Genomic DNA, 23,695 nt, shown 5'->3' on the forward strand with positions numbered 1-23,695 from the left:
GCTGTCGGGATTTCGTTACTCATATCGAAGTGCTTCGACAGGATTTCTGGTTGCAGCCCGCCAGCTTTGCCAGCTCACAGTCAGCAAAGCAATTCCCAATGCTAATATTCCGGCCAAGGCAAAAATCCACCAACTCAGGTTGGTTTTATAAGCAAAACTTTCGAGCCATTTGTGCATGGCGTACCAGGCGACGGGTATGGCTATAATAAAAGCAATAGCCACCCATTTTAAAAAATCAGTATTTAGCATATTCATCACCTCCAAAATTTTAGCACCGTTTACTTTTCGGATGCCGATTTCCTTAGTTCGCTTTTCACAACTAAAAGAAATTAAGCCCCAAAGCCCCATACACGAAATAACAATTGCAATAGCAGCCAGAAAAGCAAATATTGTTTTAACACGTCTATCGTTTTCATAAAGCTTTGCATACGTCGAGTCCAAAAAGTAATATTCAAATGGAGCTTCGGGATAGAACGATTTAATGGTGTTTCTAACCTCTCCGATTAACTGGCTAACTCCAATTTTCGTATCGTCGTATTTTAGAAAGACATAGCTGGGTTTTCCTGAGTAAATATAAAATTCAGGTTGTATTTTTTCGTTGACAGATTTAAAATGGGCATTGTCGGTTACGCCTATTATTTTAAGTTCGCGGTCCATGGTTTTTAGTGTCATTCCTATAGGGTTCCTCCCGATTAGCCCTTCTGCTTGTTTGTTAATAATAACAGCCATTTCCTTATCACTTTCAATTTCATCTGAAAAATTTCGTCCCTCCAGCATCTTTAACTTCAGGAGCGGGATAAAATCATTGTCAACTTGATTTAGCGAAAAAATTGCAGGGTTATTTTTGTCTCTACCCTGCCAATCAACCTCCGCTGTGAACAATACAGTTGATGAAAAATAATTTTTCCCAGCAACCGACGTAATTCCAGGCAACTGTAAAAGCTTTTCTTTCAACGCCTGGTATTTTGTACTGCCTCCTGTTTTCAGCGGCAGGTAAACAATTTTTTGTTTGTCGAATCCGAGGTTAACATTCTGGATAAAATTTAATTGTTTTGAACTGATAATGGTTGCAGCTATTAAAATAATAGATATTGAGAACTGGGCAACGACCAATCCATTTCGTAAAAAACTACGACGAAAGAGCAAAACATTCTTTTTGAGGACATTTACAGGCGTGAAAGAAGCAAGATAAAATGCGGGATAAATGCCTGAAAGAATGGTTGTGAGAATTATAATTGAACCCAAAACAGCAATGTGAGCAAGATTTAGAAAATCAAAGGAAAGGCTCTTTCCTGAGAAACTATTGATGGCCGGAAGAATAAGATACAGAACCAGTAACGCAATAAACGTCGCGAGAGAAGAAACAAATAAAGATTTTTTTATAATGGTAAAAATCAGTCCCGATTTTTCTGCTCCTAATATTTTTTTGAGGCTATAAATCTTTAAATCATTTTCCGAAACGGCAGTTGAAAGATTTATAAAGTTGATACAAGCCAGCAGTAAAATAAATAAGCCGATAAAAGTGAATATATACACGTAACGTTTATCGCCAAGCCTTGTATAATCTTCGTCGGCAATGTTTTTCTGAAAATGGATTTCTCTCAGTGGCTGAATTAGTAACCGGTACTGGCTCTCTTTGTCAATGTTGTCGGGGATAAAGGTGTGTATCTTTGAAGCAAGCTGCTTGGGGTTTACATTTTTTGCAACCTCAATATAAGTATACAAACACTGGTTATTCCAGTTTCCCTTTTGCCTGTGAAATATATCGTTCCCGAGTTCTTCGGGAATCGCAAGGTCGAAACTGATATGAGAATTATAATCGATGTCTTTTATTACAGCTACTATTTTTACCGCGTGCCTGTTTATCTCAATGTATTTTTCAAGCGGGTCTTCTTCTCCAAAATATTTTTTTGCAGCTTTTTCAGAGACTATCGCCACATCTTTCTTCGATTTGAAACTCCGGGGAGAACCTTCGATAAACGGAAAAGAAAACATGTCAAAAAAGTCGCTGCTAACCATAGCCATTCCCTCTTCATTCAAATAATTATCACCGGCTTTAACAACTACGCGCCAGTCCATTTCAAAATTTGCTGCTTTTTCTACTTCGGGGAGTTTGTTTTTTAAAGCTTCGGCAAGCGGGGGCATAGTGGTTGCCGAATTAGAAAAACCATCCATGTGCGATTCTTCGGCAAGTATCCTGTATATTTGGTCTGCATTTTTGTTAAACGTATCAAATGACAATTCATCTTGAACCCAAAGCATGGCGACCAACATACTCAATATTCCCAAAGACAATCCGAGGATATTTATGATATTATAGTTTTTTTTATTAAAAAAACTACGCCAAAGTTTATTAATATTATTTTTCATGATAGTGGGTTTTCAATAAAAACAAATTTCATTCGTATCTCAGTGCCTCTACCGGATTCCTGGTTGCAGCCCGCCAGCTTTGCCAGCTCACAGTCAGCAAAGCAATTCCCAATGCCAAAATTCCGGAGAGTGCAAAGATCCACCAACTCAATGTGGTTTTATAGGCGAAACTATCAAGCCATTTATGCATGGCATACCAAGCCACAGGAGTTGCAATTATAAATGCTATAAATACCCACTTTACAAAGTCTTTATTAAGCATGGTTAAAACCTCTGAAACCTTAGCTCCATTTACTTTTCGTATGCCAATTTCTTTTATCCTGAGTTTTGTACCATAAAAACTTAAGCCAAACAAGCCCAGACAGGAAATAACGATTGCAATTAATGAACTGCCCTCCATTAATTTTTCAGTAGTTTGTTCCGATATATACAATTGATTTAAATCATTATCGAGAAAGCTTATGGTTGACAGGTCGTCAGGTACAATGGATTTTATTTTTTTGCTAATAGTTTTCACAGTAGCAGAACCGGAAGATGCATTTGTTTTGATGTACATGTAAGAACCTGAAGGCGCATAGGTATATACAAACGGTTTTATGCTGGAATATAAAGATTCAGTATGTATATTTTTAATTACGCCGATTATTTTTCCCTTTCGTTCGTAGGGTGTATCCTGAAATACAGACATATTTGTTCCAACCGGATTATTCAGGCCCATAGCTTTAACCGCTGCTTCATTAATTACAAACCCGTTGGTGGCATCACTGGAGAACTCTTTCGAAAAGAACCTTCCTTCAAGTAATTTAATGCCCAGTGTTTTAGCAAAATCATAATCAACATAATTTACCCCCATGTCAAAAATATTGTCTGAGCTTTTACCTTCCCAATCCGGGCTGCATGAAGCAATCCAGGTGGTTATAGGGTTTTGAGAGATGGCTACGCTGGAGACCTCAGACATTTGTAATAACTGCTGTTTTGCGGTTGCATAATCGCTTTTCAAATCAGCTTCCATGTTGACCACCAGAATATTTTCTTTATCAAAACCCAGATCTTTTTCCTGTACATACTGAAGTTGATGGCGAATAACTATAATACCGGTTATTAAAATAATGGTTAAAGCAAATTGAAAAACAACCAAGGCACTTCTGAATTGAATTTTTTGTGATGAACCGGAATTATTATTATGCTTTTGAGAGCGTATTAATATGCCGGTTTTATTTCTGAGAACGTTGATCGGTTTAGCCGATGAAAGGGAAAAAGCCGGATATAAACCTGATGATAGTCCAATACTTACAGTGATTCCCAGTAAAACGGCAATAGTATAAAAATTATAGTTAAAGTTGAGGTTAAGATTCAGAAGCAGATTAACGGCAGGCAGGATTAATTCCAGAAGAACAAGGGATAAGACTAAGGATACCAAAGCCAGCATTTGAGTTTCAAGCAGATACTGAAGAATGAGATGTTTTTTACGGGATCCCAGAATTTTATTAACCCCGATTTCTTTTAGTCGTTTATCGGACCTTGCCATGGCAAGGTTAATAAAGTTAAAGATTGCAATTACCAAAATCAGAATTGCAACAAATGAAAAGATGTATACGCTTTGTATCCGTCCGCTTCCTTCAAGGTTATATAAATGACACCGGGTTAATGGAGTGATATACAAACGATTGTTCCAGTCGGGTTTAAACTTACTTATAACACCTTTAATTTTGGTGTTGAATGATTGATAATCGGTTCCTTTTTTAAGTTGCACATAAGTCTCCAATACCTTATAATCCCAGCTATTCATATATTCTGAAATCAATTCAAACGGAACCAGATACTCAAATTTCAAATCTGAATTAGTCGGGCAGTCCTCTAATACCCCTGAAACAGTAAATTCTTCTAACCCATCCATATCTAATTCTATCGTTTTGCCGACAGGATTTTTATTCCCGAATAAATTTGTAGCCAACGACTTGGTAATAACTATTGAATTAGGCGTAGGAAATGCATCGGATGGAGAACCAATAATAAAAGGAAAACTGAACATCGAAAAAAAGGAAGAGTTAACAAAAGCCCCTTTTGTTAAAAACCTATTTTTGTTATAGATGATCTTGTTTTTCGACTGTTTTAAAAATACAGTTGCATTTTCAACATCCGGGTAATTCTCTTTCAAATATTTGCCAACCGGGGTGGGTAAATAATAACTATGTTGATCCTGAGGTTCGTAACACGATGCTGCCTTATACAAATCAGAAGCATTATAATGGAACGTATCATAACTTAATTCATTTTGCACCCACAACCCGATGAGAAGAGCAGTAATCAATCCAAGGCTTAATCCCAATACATTTATCACCGTATAGATTTTGTTGTTACGGATATTTCGAAATGTGAGTTTAAAAAAATATTTAAGCATAATTGTTCGTTTTTCTGTTTTCAATTGCTACATGATAATCATTTAATTCGTACCTCAGTGCTTTGATCCCGATACGCTTCGCTATCGGCCCCTATTATTCAGAGGTCACTCATACCTCAGCGCCTCAACAGGATTCCTGGTTGCAGCCCGCCAGCTTTGCCAGCTAACAGTCAGCAATGCAATTCCCAACGCCAGTAAACCGGCCAGTGCAAATATCCACCAGCTCAAACTGGTTTTGTAGGCGAAGTTTTCGAGCCATTTGTTCATGGCGTAGTATGCAACTGGTGTGGCGATAACAAAAGCAATGATTACCCACTTTACAAAGTCTTTGTTGAGCATAGTCAATATCTCGGAGATTTTGGCGCCGTTAATTTTGCGGATGCCGATTTCTTTGATTTTATTTTCAATTGAAATTGCAGCTTGTCCGAAAAGTCCTAAACAGGCGATAAACACGGCCAGCATCGTAAAGAAATTCAGAATTCCGGCAATCTGATTATCCTTTTTGTATAATACTTCATAGTCTTGATTAAGAAAATGATACTCAAATGGTATCCCGGGATTGTTTTCGATCCAGATGTTTTTAACATATTCAATTGTTGCCGGAATATTACTGCTAATTTTGAAAAACAGTGCGCTGAAATAATATTCTGATGCATCATTGTTAAACAAATGAAACACCTGAGGATTTACTTTTTGATGAAGCGACTTAAAATAAGTATCCTTAATCACACCTACAATTATTCCTGCATTTCCGTAAAGTGAAAATTCAGTGCCTATAGGATTTTCCAATCCCATTAACCGAACAGCCTCTTCGTTTACTATATAATTTTGTTTGTCACTGGAGATTTCTTCTGAAAAATTACGCCCGGCAGCAAATTTAATATCCATCATCTCCATATAGTTGTCATCAATTTGGGTTGTTTCCATGCCCACCGGATGCGGGGTATTTTGGTTTTGCCATTCTCCGTTTTGTTTCCAGGAAATACCAACAGTTCCGTTCACCTGCTCGAAAGGAGGACAATCTTTTAAACTGATTTCGGAAATATGTGAATTCTCAGCCAACAACTGTTTGAACACCGGAATCTTTTCATTTATTTTACCCCTTAAATAAGTGTATGCAATTTGGTCGGTTTCGAATCCCAGTTTCTTATGGTTGATATACTGCATCTGTTTGTTTACAACAATGGCTGCTATAATTAGCAAAACAGCGATAACATTCTGGAACACCACCATACTTTTCAAAATACCGGATTTTTGCTTATTGTAACGGTTCATCAATTCGACGGCTTTTACGCCTGAAAACAGAACTGCAGGATAAACGGTGCAAAGTATCAGTGTAAAAAGCAGAATGATCGCTATAGTTCCTTCTAATTCAGCATTAAATATGTGTTCTCCAAAAGTCTTTCCAATCATTGCCTGAAAGGGCTGGCTAATGAATTTCAAAACTGCTAATGCTAATATAAACGAAACAATTATCAGCACGGCATTTTCAAAAATATGACTTAGAAAAACTGTTTTACGACTCGCTCCACAGATTTTTGCAACCGAAGTATCTTTCTGTCTTTTTGCATATAATGAAACGGTAAGATTCACGAAGTTTATGCAGGCAAGTACCAAGATTAGTAAAGCAACTGAACCAAAAATATATAAATAGCGATAGTCTCCGGTTTCTCCCAAACGGTTATTAACTGTATAGTCGAGATAGATACTTCCTAATGGTCGAAGTTTAGCAGAAATTTCACCCGATTGCAGTTGAGGCATTCCATTTGACTTTGCGACACTTGTAATTTCTTGTTCAGCAATTGCCGGATCGCTACCCTGAGTTAACAAAATATAAGTGCGAAAGTTAGGATCTCCCCATCCTAATCCGCAGAAACGTTCCTGCTCCACCAGTTTTTGTGATAGTACAAAATCGAATTGAATATGAGACTGTGCCGGTAAGTCTTTAATAACTGCCTTTACGATTACAAACTCTTTTCCTTCAACCTGAATCTCTTTTTCCAATGGGTCTTCATTTCCAAAATAGCGCCTGGCAAACGACTCGGTGATAACGATTCCATTGATCTGATCCAATGCTTTAACGGCGTCGCCATATAATGTCTGGAAGCTAAACATTTTAAATAGCTGAGGATCTGCAGTAATCCCTTTACCCTCGAAATACATATTTTCTTTGTACTTGAACGCAAATTCAGGGGAGTTCCTTAGCCGGGTAGCCAGTTTAATGTTTGAAATCTTGTCTTCAATTACCGGCGCAAGTGGATTGGGTGTTCCTGCCATCGACATCTCACCTGCCTGATTTTTGAAATTAATCTGGTAGATATCGGCATAGTTTGCATTAAACTTGTCGTAGCCTGTTTCGTTGAATATCCAGATAAGTATAATAAAAACAGACACTAAGCCAATTGTTAGCCCTAAGAGATTGAGTATTGTATATAATCTCTGTCTTAATAAACGTCGGATGATAATTTTTAAGTTTTGCATTTTCAGTTAGTTTATCTATTCATATCGAAGTGCTTCGACAGGATTTCTCGTAGCTGCTTTCCAGGATTGACAGCTTATCTTCACCCCTAAATCCCCTGAAGGGGACTTTTTTGTATCTCCAATTGGCGAGTTAGACATATCTGTTTAATCATATCAACTACTTTAAGAATATCATTTTCAATCTCTTCATTTGTGAATCGAACTACCTCAATTCCCCAATTATTTAATTCACCGGTTCTCTCAATATCATATTCCTTTTGTTCTTTCGATTTATGTATTCCTCCATCAACTTCTATCACAAGCCTTAGAGGATGACAATAAAAATCAGCGATAAAAATATCAATCGGGTGTTGCGGTCGAAACCGTAATTCCAATATATTCTTTCCTTTTAGTTGCTCCCATAGTAATTCTTCTGCACCTGTCATATTCTTTCTTAGCATTTTTGCTTTTTCAAAAATATTAGGCTTTGCATCATAAAACATTGAAACGTTATCGCTTATGCTCATCTTCTTTTATTTTAAGCCCCTTCAGGGGTTTGGGGTAAATTATTCATACCTTAAAGCCTCAACAGGATTCCGTGTTGCCGCTCTCCAACTTTGCCAGCTTACCGTCAGCAAAGCAATGCCCAGAGCCAGTAAACCAGCCAGAGCAAATATCCACCAGCTGAGTGTGGTTTTGTAGGCAAAGTTTTCGAGCCATTTAGTCATTGCGTAATACGCAATAGGTGCTGCCATGACAAAGGCAATTGCTACCCATTTTAAAAAGTCCTTATTGAGCATTGCTAATATCTCGGATATTTTAGCACCGTTCACTTTTCGAACACCGATTTCCTTGATCCTTTTCGCCAGGCTAAGCATTACAAACCCAAACAACCCCATAAACGCCAACGCAAGTGCGACTATCGAAAAGAAACTGATGATACGGGTTTGCTGTATATCATCTTTATAAAAATCATTAATCCGATCAGAAAGCAACTCATTTTCAAAATAGTAACCCGGCTCTATTTGTTGAATGATATTTTGTATATGGCTTGCAACCGAGCTATTATATCCATCCGTTTTAATTACCAAATTGGTAAACCCTTTGGTTTGAGGAAAAATGAAAAGTGGCCGTATGGCTTCGTGTATTGATTTATCATGAAAATCTTTCAGAATACCCAGTACCTGTAATTGATAAAGCTCGTCACCGGCCTTCACATTATACTTTTTTGCGGCCGTCTCGTTAATCAGGATATTTTTTTTATTTTTTGCGTTCGATTCAGTAAAGGCAGTTCCATCTACAACCTTGACGCCCAGCAAATCAATATTTCCCGGAGCAACAAAAATAGCCTCTTGTTCAACGGCTTTCCCTGTGGTCTCATCTTCAAATGATACCATCAAAACATTATCGTTTGGTGGAAGAAAATACGTTGCTGGTTGACATTCCAAAACGTGGGGCAAATTCTTCACCTCGCTCATGATGGTGCTATACTGATTCTTCACTTTCTGCGTCCCCAGATTGATGACCATTGTGTTTTTGGGATTAAACCCCATGTCCTCTTTCAATGAGAAGTTCATCTGCTTTTTCATGACCAGCATACAACTCAACAACACGATAAAAACAAAGAATTGAGCAACAATTAAAGCCTGGTTCAAATATTTTGAATGTTTTAACGAAAACAGATTCTTCTGTAGCAAGTTGGAAGGATTTGTTTTGACAGCCATTAAGCTTAAATAAGCACCTGACAAAAGTGCTGTTATAGTAGTAATTGTGACCAACGAAATCAGATATTGACCTCTAAAAAAGAGTAAAAAACTGAGTTCTTTTCCAAAATAGGTATTGAATAAAGGCAATGATAACCTGGCAAATAAAAATGCAGGAACCAGACTCACAAAAGATACAATGAACGACTTCAACATAACAGTGGTTACTACCTGCCTGGCGGAGGCTCCGTTTACTTTTCGGCAAGCGATCTGTTTAAGTGATTGCTCTTGATCGACACTTGAAATAAGGATGTAGTTCAGGCAAGCGACCAAGAGGATCAGGATTCCTATCGACAGAAATATTCTCAGTGAAGCAAACTTGCTAACTTCCAAAGTTTTTATATTCTCAAGTCCTGCTGAGTGAAGATACATATTCTGATAAGGCTGAAGGTAAATCCCCCCATTCTTTAAGTCATCCCGGTGTTTACTGTAGATTTCTGAACATTTCCTTTCGATGGAAGCCACATCGGCATTCTTGTGTAAAAGAAGAAATGTTGTAAAGTCGGAATGACGACTCCAGTCATTATAAAAATCGTATGCTTGTTTTTCCTTACGCAGTCCTAGTGAGTATGCTAGGTCACGAAACTGAGTCATGGCAATCTTACTGTCGCATATAAAATCAGCTTGAAACGAAGAATAGTCCGGCAAGTGTTTGAAGACTCCCGCGACTTGTAAAAACTGCTTTTCGTTGGCAATGTAAAATTCAAGGTTTTTCCCGACTACGTTATCATTTCCAAAGAATTTTTTCGCCGCCCGGTCCGATATCAGAACGGTACCGGGTTCAAATGTGTCAATGTTTGATTTTCCCTGTACAAAATCAATGTCAAGCATATCGAACAGCGTTGGATCCACTGACATGAAAGAATTGATTGGTAACGTTTCATTGTTTTGTTTTAGAATTACCGTGTAGACATTGGAAAGATTGGTAATGCGGCAAACTTTGTCAATCCCGGGAACTTCTTGGGCTAATGCTTCTCCCATGGCATAATAGGTACCGCAACTTTTATCAACAACCACCCTGTAAATCCGGTCTGATTTCGAATTAAAACGATCGTATGAAAATTCGTGGATCAAAAAAGTTGTAAGCAGGATGACACTTCCCAACCCAATTCCTAAGCCAAGTACGTTGATCGTCGTTAGTAGCTTTTTCCTGAAAAGCGACCTGACTACCTGTTTTATATCGAAAAGATGAATCATCATTTATGTTATTTCAGCTATTCGTATCTCAGCGCTTCCACCGGGTTTCGCGTAGCTGCTTTCCAGCTTTGCCAGCTCACAGTCAGCAAAGCAATTCCCAATGCCAAAATTCCGGAGAGTGCAAAAATCCACCAACTCAATGTGGTTTTGTATGCAAAGTTTTCAAGCCATTTGTGGATAAAATACCACGCTATTGGACTTGCAATAACAAATGCCAGTGTTACCCATAGTAATAGGTCTTTATTCAGGAGGATCATTATTTCAGAAATTTTGGCGCCGTTTACTTTTCTCACCCCGATTTCTTTGGTCCGGTTCAGGCTGATTAGGAAAATCTGGCCCAAGATTCCCATGCAGGTTAGGATAATGGCCACCAGAGAAAAAAACGTTACAGATTGAGCCAGTTTATCATCTTTTTTATACATCGCTTCAAACTGTAGATCGTAAAATGAAAATTCCATTGGAACGTCCTTTAAAAGCGTGTTCCAAACCTGTTTTATCTGCGCCATTTGCTGGCCTGTATTTCCCGGAACCAGTCTTAACGAGAGCGAACCGAATCTGTAATCCGGGGCGTAAATTAACATTAGGGGTTGAACTGCAGCGTAAAGCGATGCCACATTAAAATTATCAACCACACCGACGACATCATACCCATCTCCATTGTTGTATTTTTTATTCTCTATGTTTTCCCAACCGTATGCTTTTATAGCGGCTTCATTCATTATGCACGCCTTCTTTTTATCCCCGGGAAGGAAGTTTCTGCCTTCCTTTAAATGGATATCCATCGTTTTAAGAAAGTCGTTGGAAACGTGGACGCAATTCATTATAAAAGGTTTTTGGTCATCCCCACTTCCCATTCTGAGTTTTATCCAGCCCGGATGCCCGTCACTCAGGGTGGCATCGGTAACAAACGGGAGCTTTATCATTGATTCCCGAATCAAATCCTGATGTTCGTATTGGTAGGGTAATTCAAGCCTGACGAGATGTTTTTCATTGAATCCCAGGTCGTAATTTTTTACATAGTTGAGCTGCTTAAAGATCATTATCACGCCTGTTATCAATGCTATTGATACAGCTAACTGGAAGGTCAGCATAACCTGTTTCCCAAACATTTTTCCGGTTCTTTTGCGTGATCCGGATAAGAATTCGGTTATACTGAAACGGGAAATGACGTAAATTGGGGCAAGACTGTTTATGACCACAATGCCTGCCAGCAAGCCCATAAAAACAGGAATTATCTGGGAGAAGTTAATATCTGAAGGAAGTATTTCCCGGCCAAAAATTACTTTTGTATAAGGCATTAAAAGAATGGTAAACAATAAGGCCAATGCCAATGAAATAATTATTCCCATAGAAACTTCAATCAGAGAGTCCAGCAAAAGTTCTTTCCGGCCTGCTCCGCTTGTTTTATTAATTCCAATCTCCCTGAACTTAGCATACTGCACGGAGATGGTATAATTCAGATAATTAATGCTTGACAGGATCAGTATCAGTATAGCAATGGAAAGAAATACGATCAGCATCCTGGAATTTCCTTTGCTGTGTGCATCTTTAGCGCTCAGAGGAGACAAATAGATGTCAGATAAATTCTGAAGAGACAGGCTGTCCGTATTGGCATTATAGTCATCAATAGTACTATTTAAGGTTTGAGTAAATTCATCCGCATCAGCTGTTGGATTTAACTTAACAATCAGGTTGGTCGGATAGATACATTTCCCATCTGCACATTCCTGTGAAATTTGAAAAGCCTTATTTTCACAGTTCAGAAGCAGTTCGGCCTTAAAACTTGAATTCTCAGGTAAATCTTTTATAACAGCAGAAATCACACCGGTGAACCTTTCATGTTTTATGGTTCTTCCGAGTGGGTTCTGGTCTCCATACATTCTTTTAGCCACAGATTCTGAGATTGCCAACGAATTGATTGTATTAAAGGGCAGATCGGATGAGCGCTGCAATATATCGATGGAGAATATACTGAAAAAGCTGTTCGAAGTACTAATAATTTGATCCACACGTGTATATGCATTGCTTTCAGCATCCTGAATGGTAATAGGAAAGCCGGATGAATATTCCATTGGACATACGGCCTCCACCTGGGAATAATGTTGTGCCAGAGTAGGGTAAAGCTTATAGTCCAGATTAAACCTATTACGATTTACGTCGTATACGCGGTAGATGTTTTTATAGCCTGGAAAATTTGCGTTCACATTGTGTTCGGCATTGTAGTATAAACCGATAAGGATACAGACGGTAAATCCAATGGAAAACCCACCAATGATCAATATGGAGTATAATTTGTTTTTCAGGAGATTTCTGAAGGCCAGTTTTATTTTAAAGCGTAACATAAGCTCTTCTTTTAAAATGTTGTTTTTTAAAACTCAAACAACGTGCCTTTTGCTTAAGTGGCATTATACCAGGTGTATACAAATTTAATAATAATCCGGAATGTCAAAATTATTAACAAAAGGTGTATGATTATTTGTCAAGTCAGGGTCTCCCTTTAAGAGAGGCCCTGACTATTTTTCCAATTTCTAAACTTTTGTCAGTTTTCGACCCCTACCCCTAAGCTTGGTGGCCCTGAAGGGGATTTATCTTATCTATGGTTCGCTTACTGCCTATTTGTAATTAACAATCACGTTCTTCACAAATCCTGTTCAATACTCAATGCCATAAGCCCCTTTAGGGGTTTGGGGTAAAATCTCACTATTCGTATCGCAACGCCTCAACAGGATTTTTTGTTGCTGCCCGCATAGCCAGCCAGCCAATGGTAATGAGTGCAACCGTAAAAACGATGGCTCCCGAAAATATAAAAGGCCATATGCCGGGGGAAATGCGGTATGCAAAATTCTGTAACCATTGCTTCATGGCATAATATGCCAGTGGCCATGCAATGATATTAGCCACAAGAATCCATTTTAGATAGTTTCTGGAAAAAACTAAAACGATATTTGACATGGTGGCTCCCAAAACTTTATGGACGCCTATTTCTTTAAAGTGCTGTTCAATGGAGAAGGCCGTAAGTCCATACAATCCAAGGCAGGCAATGAATATGGCCAGAAAGGAGAAGTATTTAAAGAGCGAACCCATACGAAATTCACTGATATAGCTGGAGTTTAGGTCCTGATCAAAGAAATAATACTCCATGGGTTCATTGGGATAAAACCTCCTCCAGGTCTCTTTTACAAAGGTCATACTTTGAGGTAATGAATTAGGTTTCAGTCTTATGGAAACAGATCTGAAATATATGCCTGCTTCTTTGCCTGAAGGAATGCGCATTACGGTTGGTTCAATGGCATGGTGCAATGAATTAAAGTTAAAATCATGTGCGATTCCAATAATTTTTCCCTTACGACCCCAGAATGTTATTTCAGTTCCCAAGGGATTTTCCAATCCCATTTGATGTACTGCAGTTTCATTTAATACATAAGCTGCAGTTTGATCCGACGGATGCTGGTCAGAAAAAAAGCGACCGGCTGCCATGTCAATCTTGTAGGTCGACTGAAAATCATTATCTACGTTCAGAACCCAAACACTGAATTTTCCCTCCTTCCCAGGCCAGTCTATTCCTTCTGTTTTTCCTAATGCGGCTGCATTGAGTGGTTCGGATCTGCATATGCTTTGAATTTCGGTATTCTGAAGCAATGTGTTTTTAAAAGCCTCATAGTTCTTCTGGATATCACCCTTAATTTTTATACATGCTATATTTTCTTTATCGAAACCAAGTTTTGCATTTTGTATAAATTTTAACTGGCTTAGCACAGTAATAGTGCTGATAATAATGATGATGGATAAAGTGAACTGAAAAATGATCAAAGCTTTTCGCAAACTCAGACTTTTGGTTCCTCCATCAAACTTGCCCTTTAATATTTTTACCGGCTGAAAAGAAGACATGAACACCGCAGGGTACAAACCAGAGATGATACCGGTAATTAAAACTGCAGAGACTATTGTGAGCAAAAAACCGGAGTTTGTTACACTTATGATCAGTGATTTGGCTGCAACACTGTTGAGTGTCGGCAACATCAGTTTTACCAGAATCAAAGCGATGCCCAATGCAACGAATGTAAGAATCAGTGTTTCGCCAAAGTATTTAATTACCAGGCGTTTGCGTCCGGCGCCTGCTACTTTCTTTATCCCGATCTCTTTCGCCCGCTTTAACGAAAGTGCGTTGGAAAGGTTGATATAATTCATGCAGGCCATTAATAAAATGATTGCTGCTATGATACTGAAAATGTACACGTATTTTATATCGCCTGTAGAATTAAAGAAACTAACATGTGAGGTGCGGAGGTGAATTTTCTTTAACGGAAGCAGAGAATAGCTCACTCCCTCCTCCTTGTAATTAGCCTGCTTGTATGCAGTAATTTTGGAGGCCAGTTCGGTCTCATCTATCTTTCCCTGCACCTGAATATACGTTTCAGGAGACTGGTTTTTCCAGTTATCCCAATTTACGCCATACGTTTTTATAAAATCGATTGGGATAAAGAATTCTCTCTTAAAACTGGTGTTTGCAGGAATATTCTTTAAAATCCCGCTTACACGCATCAAGCTCTTCTGACCCAAAAACGTTAATTCAATGCTTTTCCCCAATGGGTCCTGATCTCCAAAATATTTCTGACACATGCGTTGAGTCAGAATAATTGAATTCGGATCATCAAAAACATGTTCCGGGTCACCTTCGATAAACGGGAATGAGAAAATTTTAAAAAACTCAGGATCGGTTAACGCAATGTGCTCCGAATATCCATTATTCTGATACTTTAACAAGGGTTTTAACGACTCAGGAAGCGGAGAATAAGAAGTAGCATTGATCACTTCCGGAAACTCACTTTTTGTGCCGGTAGCCAAACGCTGTGATGTGGCGCCACTCAGGCCTTTATTATCTTTCCGGAATACAATATAAATCTGATCCGCATTTTTGTGAAATGTGTCGAAAGAAAGTTCATCCTGCACCCACATGCTGATGATCAGAAAGCAGGCCAGGCCAATAGCAAGCCCCAGAATATTGATCAGGGAATAACGCTTGTATTTCCATAAACTGCGTATCGTAATGATGAATTCATTTTTAAACATCTGATCAGGGTTTTATTATTGGTTAGTATTGATATGTTTTGTAAACCAAAAAGAATGCCCTTTATGTAATTGTCATAATTATAGGATGTTAGTCTGTTTTGTTTTTTTAAAACCGTCAAGTAATTTGACGTGGATTGTCCAAATATTTGTCAGTGATCCATGAAAAGGAAGTGACACATTACCACAATTATTATGACCTTATTCAGGTTCAAAAGTTATTGTCAGATTTCTGAAATTTCCATCCGATCCGTTTCCAACCCAAAAACCAACCCATCCTGTTTCCCTGTCGGATATTTGATTTACTACAAGCGAAGGTTCGTTAGCATTGTTAACAAAAACCTTTACCAGGGGAAAACGGATAAGAATTGTTGCATGGAACCATGCATCCGGATCAGGAACCGGAGAGATGATGTTTTCATATTTTCCCGGATGTTCCTGTCGCAATTTACTCCAGTCATTTCCCGGCATGGAAATGTACTGCACGGAATGACTGTTACGTTGCGGATTCTCAAAATTAAACGGACGAAAATAAACGGCATCAAAGGTTTTATTATTCAACCCGTGAAAAGCCACGCCAACAAAGCTTCTGCCCGGATTATTCTTCCCCTTAATGTCAACCTCAATTTTTCCGTTCTTAAATTCAACATCCTTCAGGTATAGCAGACCATCACCTGCATTCGCGTTAAGATAAACATCCGTATCAAACGTTGCTTCAAGGTTAAATATGGTCCAACTCTTCGAGTCTGATAGTTTTGATAAATCAGGTTTTAAAACATCCTGAGCGTACATTGAAATTGACAATGTAAGATGAGCAGCAAATAGAAGAAAATACGTTTTAGTTTTCATGGTACTATGTTTTAGTTCTTTTTAGTTTCTTAATTTACATTTTACTGTTTCCATCCCGATTGTTTGTTTTGTGTCCCGATGTGCTTCGCTATCGGCCCGATTTTTGGGGGATCACTCATACCTGAGTGCCTCAACAGGATTTTTGGTAGCAGCTCTCCACGATTGAAACGACACAGTCAGTATTGCAATTCCGAGCGCCAGGATACCTGCCAGTGTAAAAATCCACCAGCTAAGCTCTGTTTTGTAGGCAAAGTTTTCGAGCCACGAATGCATGGTATACCATGCAATTGGCGAAGCCACGATAAAGGCAACGATGACCCATTTCACAAAGTCTTTATTTAGCATGGCTAATATTTCGTACACTTTAGCACCGTTTACTTTGCGGATGCCGATCTCCTTTGTGTACTTTTGACTTTCATACAGAGCGAGTCCCAACAATCCTATACTGCAAACAAGAAGTCCTAAAATTGTAAACAGGGTAAAAAATTTAGATAATCTGATGTCCCGAGCCATAAATTCTTTTAAAATAAAATCATTTGTAAAATTGGTATTATATGACATTTCAGGGAATAACTCGTTCATACTTTTATTAATTTGAGTCAATATATCCGGCAAGTGTTGGTTCCCGGAATATCTTATACTGGGGTAAAATCCTCGTGACGAATCATATAATATGACACTTGGCTTCTGTTTTTCTTTTATTGAATTAAAAAGAAAATCATCAATAATACCTACCACCTCAACAGGATGTTTTCCAAAATATATTGTTTGGATTTTTGAAATATCATCTTCAGCTATAAGTTGAGCAAATGTTTTATTAATGATAGCTTTATTACTGTTTGTCTGTTCTTTACTGAATCCTTTTCCGTCAATCAATTTGATTTTAAATGTGTTAATAAAGTCATCGCCAACACGATATATAAAACAATTAACAAGATTTTCAGCGTTTTTCCCGGGCCAGCTTAAACCTGTTGTTGAAGAACCGATAATACCAGGTTTAGAATCCACCATACAAACGGAATTTATGTAGGGGCTTTGTAAAAGTTTTTCTTTCAGCAACGCACTCTTCCGGGCCATTTCCATCATTTCACCTGGCTCAATAAACAACATACTCTCTTTATCAAAGCCAAGATTGCTTTTATCAATAAACCTTATTTGCTTTGAAATAAATAAAGTGGAGGTAAGGATGATTATTGTTAATGTTAATTGTAATATCAGAAGACCTTTTCGTAAATAGATAATAGAATTCTTTTTGTCGATTTGTTTATTCAATATTTGGATTGGTTGTGTTTTTGTAAATAAGGAGGACGGAATCAGGGCTGTAATTAGTGAAACACCACATACAAATACAAACAAAAGAATAAGTTTAAATATATTTAGCTGTGAAAATGATAATTCTGATCCAATCAGCTGATTAATATATGGTAAAATAACTAGTGATATTATAAGTGCAATAATAAAAGCCATAAAGGTTAGTAGAAGCGTCTCCAAAAGAAAATTACTGAGTATCCCTGATCCCGATGAACCTAATAGTTTATGAATGCCCGCTTCCTTTGCCCGCTTAAATGTATTCGCGGTAGACAAATTGATAAAATTGATGCATGCTAAAAGCATAATAAACAAAGCTGCAATGATAGCTACGGTAAGCATCTTCTTCTGTTCGCTATCTTTTTGGTTAAGGTGCAATTCTTTAAGCGGGAAAAGCATAAATGAATAACTTTGTTTTCCTGCATAGGCTTCTATACTGGGTTCTGCCTGTCCCAATGTCCCATTCAATTTAATAAATGAACGTACATAGCTGTCATTCCAGGATTCCGTAATCCCGTAATCCTGAACAGCTTTTTGTATTGGAGCGGCTAAATCAAAGCGAATGGATGAATTGTTCGGAATATCACTGAATATAGCCGAAACGGTTCCGTTATATTTTTTATCCAAAAGAATTGTCTTACCTAAGGCCATATCGGCAGAGCCAAAAATTTTAGTTGCCAATTGCTTTGATATTGCCAAAGAGTTTGCGTCAGGAAAGATTTTCTCCTGAATTCTGAGTATGATTTTAAAACTAAAAATGCTGAAAATTTCTTCATCCATAAAGCTGCAATTTTCTTTAAACTCACCATTAGGTGTTGTAAGAATTTTATCAACTTGCCAGGGAAGAATATTGGCTGCAGTTTCTACTTCAGGAATTTCATTTTGAATTGACTCAGAAAAAGGCAAAGGAAAAACTGAACCCAAATCTTTTGATTCTTTGACTCCTATGTAGATCTGGTCTGCATCTACATAGAATCTGTCAAAACTTATTTCGTAATCAACGTATAAAAATACTATTATGGTAAAAGATAAACCAATGCCCAGACCAAGGATATTCAGTAAGGAGAATGTCTTATTGTATCGTAACCTTCGTAAGGTAAATTTTAAGTTTAGCATTGTTTTAAATATTTAGATTCGAATATGCTGTTTTTGTATAAAAATGCATTGTATTTGTTATTCTGCGCCTTTATTTTTATTCATACCTGAGTGCCTCAACAGGATTTTTGGTAGCAGCTCTCCACGACTGAAACGACACAGTCAGTATTGCAATTCCGAGCGCCAGGATACCTGCCAGTGCAAAAATCCACCAGCTAAGCTCTGTTTTGTAGGCAAAGTTTTCGAGCCACGAATGCATGGTATACCATGCAATTGGCGAAGCCACGATAAAGGCAACGATGACCCATTTCACAAAGTCTTTATTTAGCATGGCTAATATTTCGTACACTTTAGCACCGTTTACTTTGCGGATTCCAATCTCCTTAATCCGTTGTTTTGACGCAAACAAAGCCAGAGCAAATAAACCCATGGCTGCAACGGCAATAGTGAGCAGCGAAAGAAACAAATACACTTTTCCAAAATTGTTGTCTGCGGTGTAGGCTGCATTGAAGGTATCATTAAGAAACGCATAATGGAATTTTTCTTCAGGGTATAATTGCTCCCACAATGCAGTAATGCCGGCAATGGTTTCGGGCATATCCTGCGGTGAAATCTTAATGAAATAATAACCAACTGTCCGGCTCCACCGAATGCTGTTAAAGAAAACCACCGGTTGAATGGCATCTTTTAAAGACAGGTGATGATGATCTTTTACCACGCCGATAATCCGGTTGTTACGGTTTTCAGCAAACAATATTTTATTGATGGCTTCAGATGGTTTCAGACCAAGCTGTTTACATGCCGTTTCATTCAGAATCACCTCATCACCATCTACCTGAAAAGTGGTACTGTACATTTTGCCCTCCAGAAGTGGGACAGCGAAGAAATCAAGATAATCATAATCGATGTGCGCAACCGCAAATTGTTTTTTATGTTGATCCTGTCCGCTCAGGTAAATATTATTACTGGATCGTTTGTAGTCTTCGCCCGCCTTGATCTCAGCCGTTGTAAAATCCGTAACACCCTGTATCTTCTGCACTTCGTTTCGGAAGGTTTCAAGGTTGATGCGCTCATTAGGTTTCTTGATCATTGTCATGGGGCTGAATGATACCAGTGTTTGTTCCATTTTCATCCCGGTTTCGCTTTGCTGCATAAACAGAAGTTGGCGGTAAATGGTAAGGGTTCCGATAATCAGGAATATGGAAACGATAAACTGGAATACCACCAGCGTTGTTATGGAGAGTGGGGACTTTTTGTTGTTGGATTGCTTTGTGCCCCTGATTATAGTGGCGGTCCTTTTTCCTGAAAAGATAAGCGGATAGACGGATGACAGCAATGTGCCGGAAACAGTTAGCAACGTACACCATTTTAGCAATATCAACCAGTTGGTCGGAAGAATGTCAAAACCGAAAATATTGTTCCCGTTTCTCAGGATCAAAAAGCTGAATGTAAAACTTACGATTCCGGCCAACACAAAAATCATAAAGGATTCAATGGCTGACCCGTAAAAAAAGTGAAGCTTTTTTGCACCCAATATGGAATGGATATTTTGGGAGCTTCTCATATTTATGGACGAAGCCACTGACAGGTTGATGTAATTCAGTACAGATGTAACGATGAGCAAAATTGCAATTAAAAGAAAGGCAATGACTTTGATATGGCTTCCGTTGGCAAACATTTCGTTTTCTTTTTTTGAGTCCAGATGAATGCTTTTTACCGGTTTGAACTCAAACGTTACTTCCTCATTATTTTCTGCGAAATGACTGATGCAGGGAGAGATGGCTTTAGCATATTTATCTTCCACAGATTGTATCATACTGCCGTTTTTCAAACGAATATAGGTATAGCCTCTTCGTCCGTTCCACTGGCCCCTTGAATACGGATCACGGTCGGCAAATGAAGCGATATTGCCGTTATCGAGCTGACCGGTTGCGTAATCGAAGTTTCGCATGTAATACAGCAGCGCTTTTCTTTGAAGGATCAGGTCGAATTTTATATGGCTGTTTTCCGGCACATCATCAAAAACAGAATTAACAATAAACTCCCAGCCTTCATTCAGTTTGAATGTTTTATTAACCGGATCCTGATTGCCAAACAAACGGCTCGCCAGCGATCGGCTAATGGCTGCATAATGAATATCGTTAAAAAGCTGATCGGTATTCTCCCCTGTTAAATGGCGCGGAAAGACTTTAAAAAACATGGAGTCCGTAAAAAACATGTTGATATTTTGCACGTTGGCTTCCGGTGTAAAAACCGTGATGATATCCTTATCAAGATGTGTTGCTGCCGCAATTTCAGGGAGGGCATTCATTAATACCGGACCCACACCATTGTAGTTTCGAGCAGTATTTTGAATAATATCTCCGTTTGACTTTTGTATCAGTTCCACATGATACATATTACCGGCGTCTTCCCAGAAGCGGTCATAGCTTTTTTCTGATTCTATCCAGGAAAAAATAAACAGAAACACCGTAAATCCGATGGTCAGACCAAGGATTGAAATTCCCGGTGTTAGTTTGTTCTGTTTAAAACGGCGTAAAACTGCTAAAAAGTAAAGCTTCATATCTGTAATAATATATTTGACTTTATTTTATTCCGAGTCTCACTTTTAGTGTGGCCCGGATTATTGTCTTGTTCCGTGTTATGTTACCCTAAATCCCCGATGTTTAAACTTCAGCTATCTTCACCCCTAAATCCCCTTGTGCCTCCGCTATAGCTTCGGCGACACGCGGAAAGGGAACTTTAACGCTAATAGATTATTGTTGCCTTTATTCATATCTCAGACTTTCGATAGGATTTTTCGTTGCTGCTTTCCATGATTGAAATGATACCGTCAGTAATGCAATACCCAGGGCCAGTAAACCGGCCAGAGCAAAAATCCACCAGCTTACAGGTGTTTGATAAGCAAAGTTTACAAGCCATTTATGCATAGCATACCAGGCGATTGGAGTGGCGACCAGAAAGGCTACGGCTATCCATTTTATAAAACCCGTATTCAGCAAGATAAGTACTTCCGATATTGTGGCACCATTAACCTTCCTGATACCGATTTCTTTGGTTCTGCGTTCTATAGAAAACATCGAAATGCCCAAAATTCCAAGTGCTGAGATTACGATAGCCAGAATCGTAAACAACATGCTTATATTTTTCATGAAAATTTCCTGTTGATATTCTTCGGTAAGCATATCATCGAAAAACTGATAGCTGAACTCCCTGTTTCCTTTATATTTCCGGTAAGTGTCCCGAATATATTTTAAGGTTTCAGCTTTATTATACGGCGATATTTTAATGTTCATCGTCATAATATTTTGAGGATCATTAGTGAGGATGATGGGCTCGATGGAATGATAAGCTGTTCGGAAGTTGAAATCTTTCACTACTCCTACAATGACGTAATTCCCAAGGCGTTGCCCGATAGGATCATCAATACCTAAAGCTTCTTCAGCCTTCTCGTTAATAACAACAGGAAAAGATACAGTTGGTGCATCATTGTTATTTTTGTTTGAATTGGATTTTTGCCATTCTTTCCAGTAAGCACTAAAGTCCATATCCAGAAAATGTCCTTTTACAATCTGCAGGTTGTAAGTTTTGGCAAAATCTTCATCCACCCAGAACAGGGAAGCATGAAGACTGTCGGTTCTGCCCATCTGGTTCAACGGAAAGGAAGACAGCCACTTGAAATCAATTGGTGCATATACACTTGCACTCACACCAAGAATATTTGGGTTACGCATCAACTCATCTTTAAATGCTCCGTTACCGTACCACAATCCTGTTGGAACCACAACAATGTTATCGTGATTTATCCCTGTATCACGTTTCTGAATGAAATTAATTTGCTTGATGAAAACGGTAGTGGCAGAGACAAAAGCAATAGCAAGAACAAACTGTGTGGTTACCAATATTTTCAGGATCCGTTTAGGTGATCCTGTTACACTCCCTTTTTGTAAAATACGGTTTGGGTTTAAAGACGAAAGGACAAATGAAGGATAGAGACCTGCAAGAATGCCCGTTCCCAGAATGAGCAATAATAAGTTAAAAACCAGTTGGTAAGAAAAAATAAGGTGAATGTTTTTCCCTGTAAACTGGTTAAACGCAGGGAGCAATAACCAAAGTAATATAAACCCCAAAACTGTAGCCGCAAAGGTCTGTAATACTGATTCGCCTATGAACTGTTGTATAAAATGAGCTTTTCCGGCTCCATTTACTTTTTTAATGCCGATTTCAGTGGTACGTTCAGAAGCTCTTGCAACAGACAGCACGGAAAAATTAAATATGGCCATAAACAGTATTAATAATGACAGTCCTGAAAATAGCCATACATATTTAATGCTGCTCATATTTTGGTCTAATCTATTCCTGTCATAATCAGAATACAGGTGGATATCGGCCAGCGGTTGGAACATGAGTTTATCTGTTAGCCGTGAATACCTGCTCACCTGATTGGATATTCGCGTTAAAAAAGGCTCATCAATAACAGCATTCTCAGCTAACTTAATATATGTTCGGTTATAAGGTTTATCGCTCCAGAAGTTCCACATATTAGCAGTATATGATACGTTAGAATTTTTATCGGAGAGCATATAATCAAAGCTTAATGTACTGTTGGATGGAATGTTTACAACTCCACCGATTTTATAGATTCTTTTTCCATATTTATCGGAAACGATCGTCTTACCCAAAGCCGTTTCTCTCCCGAACAATTTATGAGCAATGGTTTCTGAAATAACAATGTTCGCCGGATCGGAAAAAGCCGTTTCGGCATTTCCTTCTATAAAACTGAAACCGGTAAATATTTTAAAGAAATCGCCACCCGACCAGCTCATTTCTGCTTCAATTTTATGATCACTTCCTTCTAATTGCAAAGGTGATGTTTCAGAACTGTAAGAGATATAAGTGGCATACTCAATTTGAGGATAATCTTTTTTAAAAGTTTGGGCTAATGCACGATAGCTTCCCGGAGTTTTTACAATTTTGTCTGCCTTTTTGGTCAGGGTCAATACCCGATAGATGCGGCTGTAATCGTCATGAAATTTATCGTAGCTCAGTTCGTTATGAACCCAGAGATAAATAAGCAGACTGGCCATAATTCCCACCATAAAACCACTAAACGTAATGATGGTAAAAGCTGGTTTCTTTTTAAAATTGCGGAATGCTATTTTTAGTTGTTTCATAGGATTAGTAC

General features: G+C 38.3%; 11 protein-coding genes. All 11 read right to left on the reverse strand.

Features of this window, described 5'->3' with window-relative positions:
* Nucleotides 1-15 precede the first annotated feature (15 nt).
* The 11 genes from ACE01N_RS01630 to ACE01N_RS01680 all read right to left on the reverse strand — a co-directional run bounded on the left by ACE01N_RS01630 (nucleotide 16) and on the right by ACE01N_RS01680 (nucleotide 23,684).
* Entirely contained in the window at nucleotides 16-2,370 is a 2,355-nt protein-coding gene (locus tag ACE01N_RS01630) for an ABC transporter permease (protein ID WP_380584156.1), read from the reverse strand.
* A gap of 28 nt (nucleotides 2,371-2,398) precedes the next feature.
* Nucleotides 2,399-4,771, reverse strand: a complete 2,373-nt coding sequence (locus ACE01N_RS01635) for an ABC transporter permease (RefSeq protein WP_380584158.1) — start codon at nucleotides 4,769-4,771, stop codon at nucleotides 2,399-2,401.
* 105 nt (nucleotides 4,772-4,876) lie between these two features.
* Nucleotides 4,877-7,252 carry an ABC transporter permease gene (locus tag ACE01N_RS01640; RefSeq protein ID WP_380584160.1) on the reverse strand — a complete coding sequence of 792 codons (2,376 nt, stop codon included), beginning with the start codon at nucleotides 7,250-7,252 and terminating at the stop codon, nucleotides 4,877-4,879.
* Between the two features lie 86 nt (nucleotides 7,253-7,338).
* Complete coding sequence (locus tag ACE01N_RS01645) at nucleotides 7,339-7,758, reverse strand: endonuclease domain-containing protein (protein ID WP_380584162.1); 420 nt, start codon at nucleotides 7,756-7,758, stop codon at nucleotides 7,339-7,341.
* Between the two features lie 39 nt (nucleotides 7,759-7,797).
* A complete protein-coding gene (locus tag ACE01N_RS01650) occupies nucleotides 7,798-10,194 on the reverse strand; it encodes an ABC transporter permease (RefSeq protein ID WP_380584164.1) in 2,397 nt (798 codons plus the stop codon).
* A gap of 14 nt (nucleotides 10,195-10,208) precedes the next feature.
* Nucleotides 10,209-12,533 carry an ABC transporter permease gene (locus ACE01N_RS01655; protein WP_380584166.1) on the reverse strand — a complete coding sequence of 775 codons (2,325 nt, stop codon included), beginning with the start codon at nucleotides 12,531-12,533 and terminating at the stop codon, nucleotides 10,209-10,211.
* Between the two features lie 358 nt (nucleotides 12,534-12,891).
* A complete protein-coding gene (locus ACE01N_RS01660; RefSeq protein ID WP_380584168.1) occupies nucleotides 12,892-15,261 on the reverse strand; it encodes an ABC transporter permease in 2,370 nt (789 codons plus the stop codon).
* 198 nt (nucleotides 15,262-15,459) lie between these two features.
* Nucleotides 15,460-16,107, reverse strand: a complete 648-nt coding sequence (locus ACE01N_RS01665) for a hypothetical protein (RefSeq protein ID WP_380584170.1) — start codon at nucleotides 16,105-16,107, stop codon at nucleotides 15,460-15,462.
* A gap of 111 nt (nucleotides 16,108-16,218) precedes the next feature.
* Entirely contained in the window at nucleotides 16,219-18,531 is a 2,313-nt protein-coding gene (locus ACE01N_RS01670; protein WP_380584172.1) for an ABC transporter permease, read from the reverse strand.
* A gap of 76 nt (nucleotides 18,532-18,607) precedes the next feature.
* On the reverse strand, nucleotides 18,608-21,073 hold the full coding sequence (locus ACE01N_RS01675; protein WP_380584174.1) for an ABC transporter permease: 2,466 nt from the start codon (nucleotides 21,071-21,073) through the stop codon (nucleotides 18,608-18,610).
* A gap of 205 nt (nucleotides 21,074-21,278) precedes the next feature.
* Entirely contained in the window at nucleotides 21,279-23,684 is a 2,406-nt protein-coding gene (locus ACE01N_RS01680) for an ABC transporter permease (protein ID WP_380584176.1), read from the reverse strand.
* Between the last annotated feature and the right edge of the window lie 11 nt (nucleotides 23,685-23,695).

Origin of the sequence: Quyinboa ferrireducens (assembly GCF_042436675.1) — a bacterium.
Classification (GTDB): domain Bacteria; phylum Bacteroidota; class Bacteroidia; order Bacteroidales; family UBA5342; genus JBHJHP01.

Excerpts from the sequence above, each read along its gene's own strand:
- ACE01N_RS01670 (WP_380584172.1), bottom strand. The coding sequence starts at position 18,531 with ATGCTAAACTTAAAATTTACCTTACGAAGGTTACGATACAATAAGACA.
- ACE01N_RS01680 (WP_380584176.1), bottom strand. The coding sequence starts at position 23,684 with ATGAAACAACTAAAAATAGCATTCCGCAATTTTAAAAAGAAACCAGCT.
- ACE01N_RS01645 (WP_380584162.1), bottom strand. The coding sequence starts at position 7,758 with ATGAGCATAAGCGATAACGTTTCAATGTTTTATGATGCAAAGCCTAAT.
- ACE01N_RS01665 (WP_380584170.1), bottom strand. The coding sequence starts at position 16,107 with ATGAAAACTAAAACGTATTTTCTTCTATTTGCTGCTCATCTTACATTG.
- ACE01N_RS01635 (WP_380584158.1), bottom strand. The coding sequence starts at position 4,771 with ATGCTTAAATATTTTTTTAAACTCACATTTCGAAATATCCGTAACAAC.
- ACE01N_RS01640 (WP_380584160.1), bottom strand. The coding sequence starts at position 7,252 with ATGCAAAACTTAAAAATTATCATCCGACGTTTATTAAGACAGAGATTA.
- ACE01N_RS01660 (WP_380584168.1), bottom strand. The coding sequence starts at position 15,261 with ATGTTTAAAAATGAATTCATCATTACGATACGCAGTTTATGGAAATAC.
- ACE01N_RS01655 (WP_380584166.1), bottom strand. The coding sequence starts at position 12,533 with ATGTTACGCTTTAAAATAAAACTGGCCTTCAGAAATCTCCTGAAAAAC.
- ACE01N_RS01650 (WP_380584164.1), bottom strand. The coding sequence starts at position 10,194 with ATGATGATTCATCTTTTCGATATAAAACAGGTAGTCAGGTCGCTTTTC.
- ACE01N_RS01630 (WP_380584156.1), bottom strand. The coding sequence starts at position 2,370 with ATGAAAAATAATATTAATAAACTTTGGCGTAGTTTTTTTAATAAAAAA.
- ACE01N_RS01675 (WP_380584174.1), bottom strand. The coding sequence starts at position 21,073 with ATGAAGCTTTACTTTTTAGCAGTTTTACGCCGTTTTAAACAGAACAAA.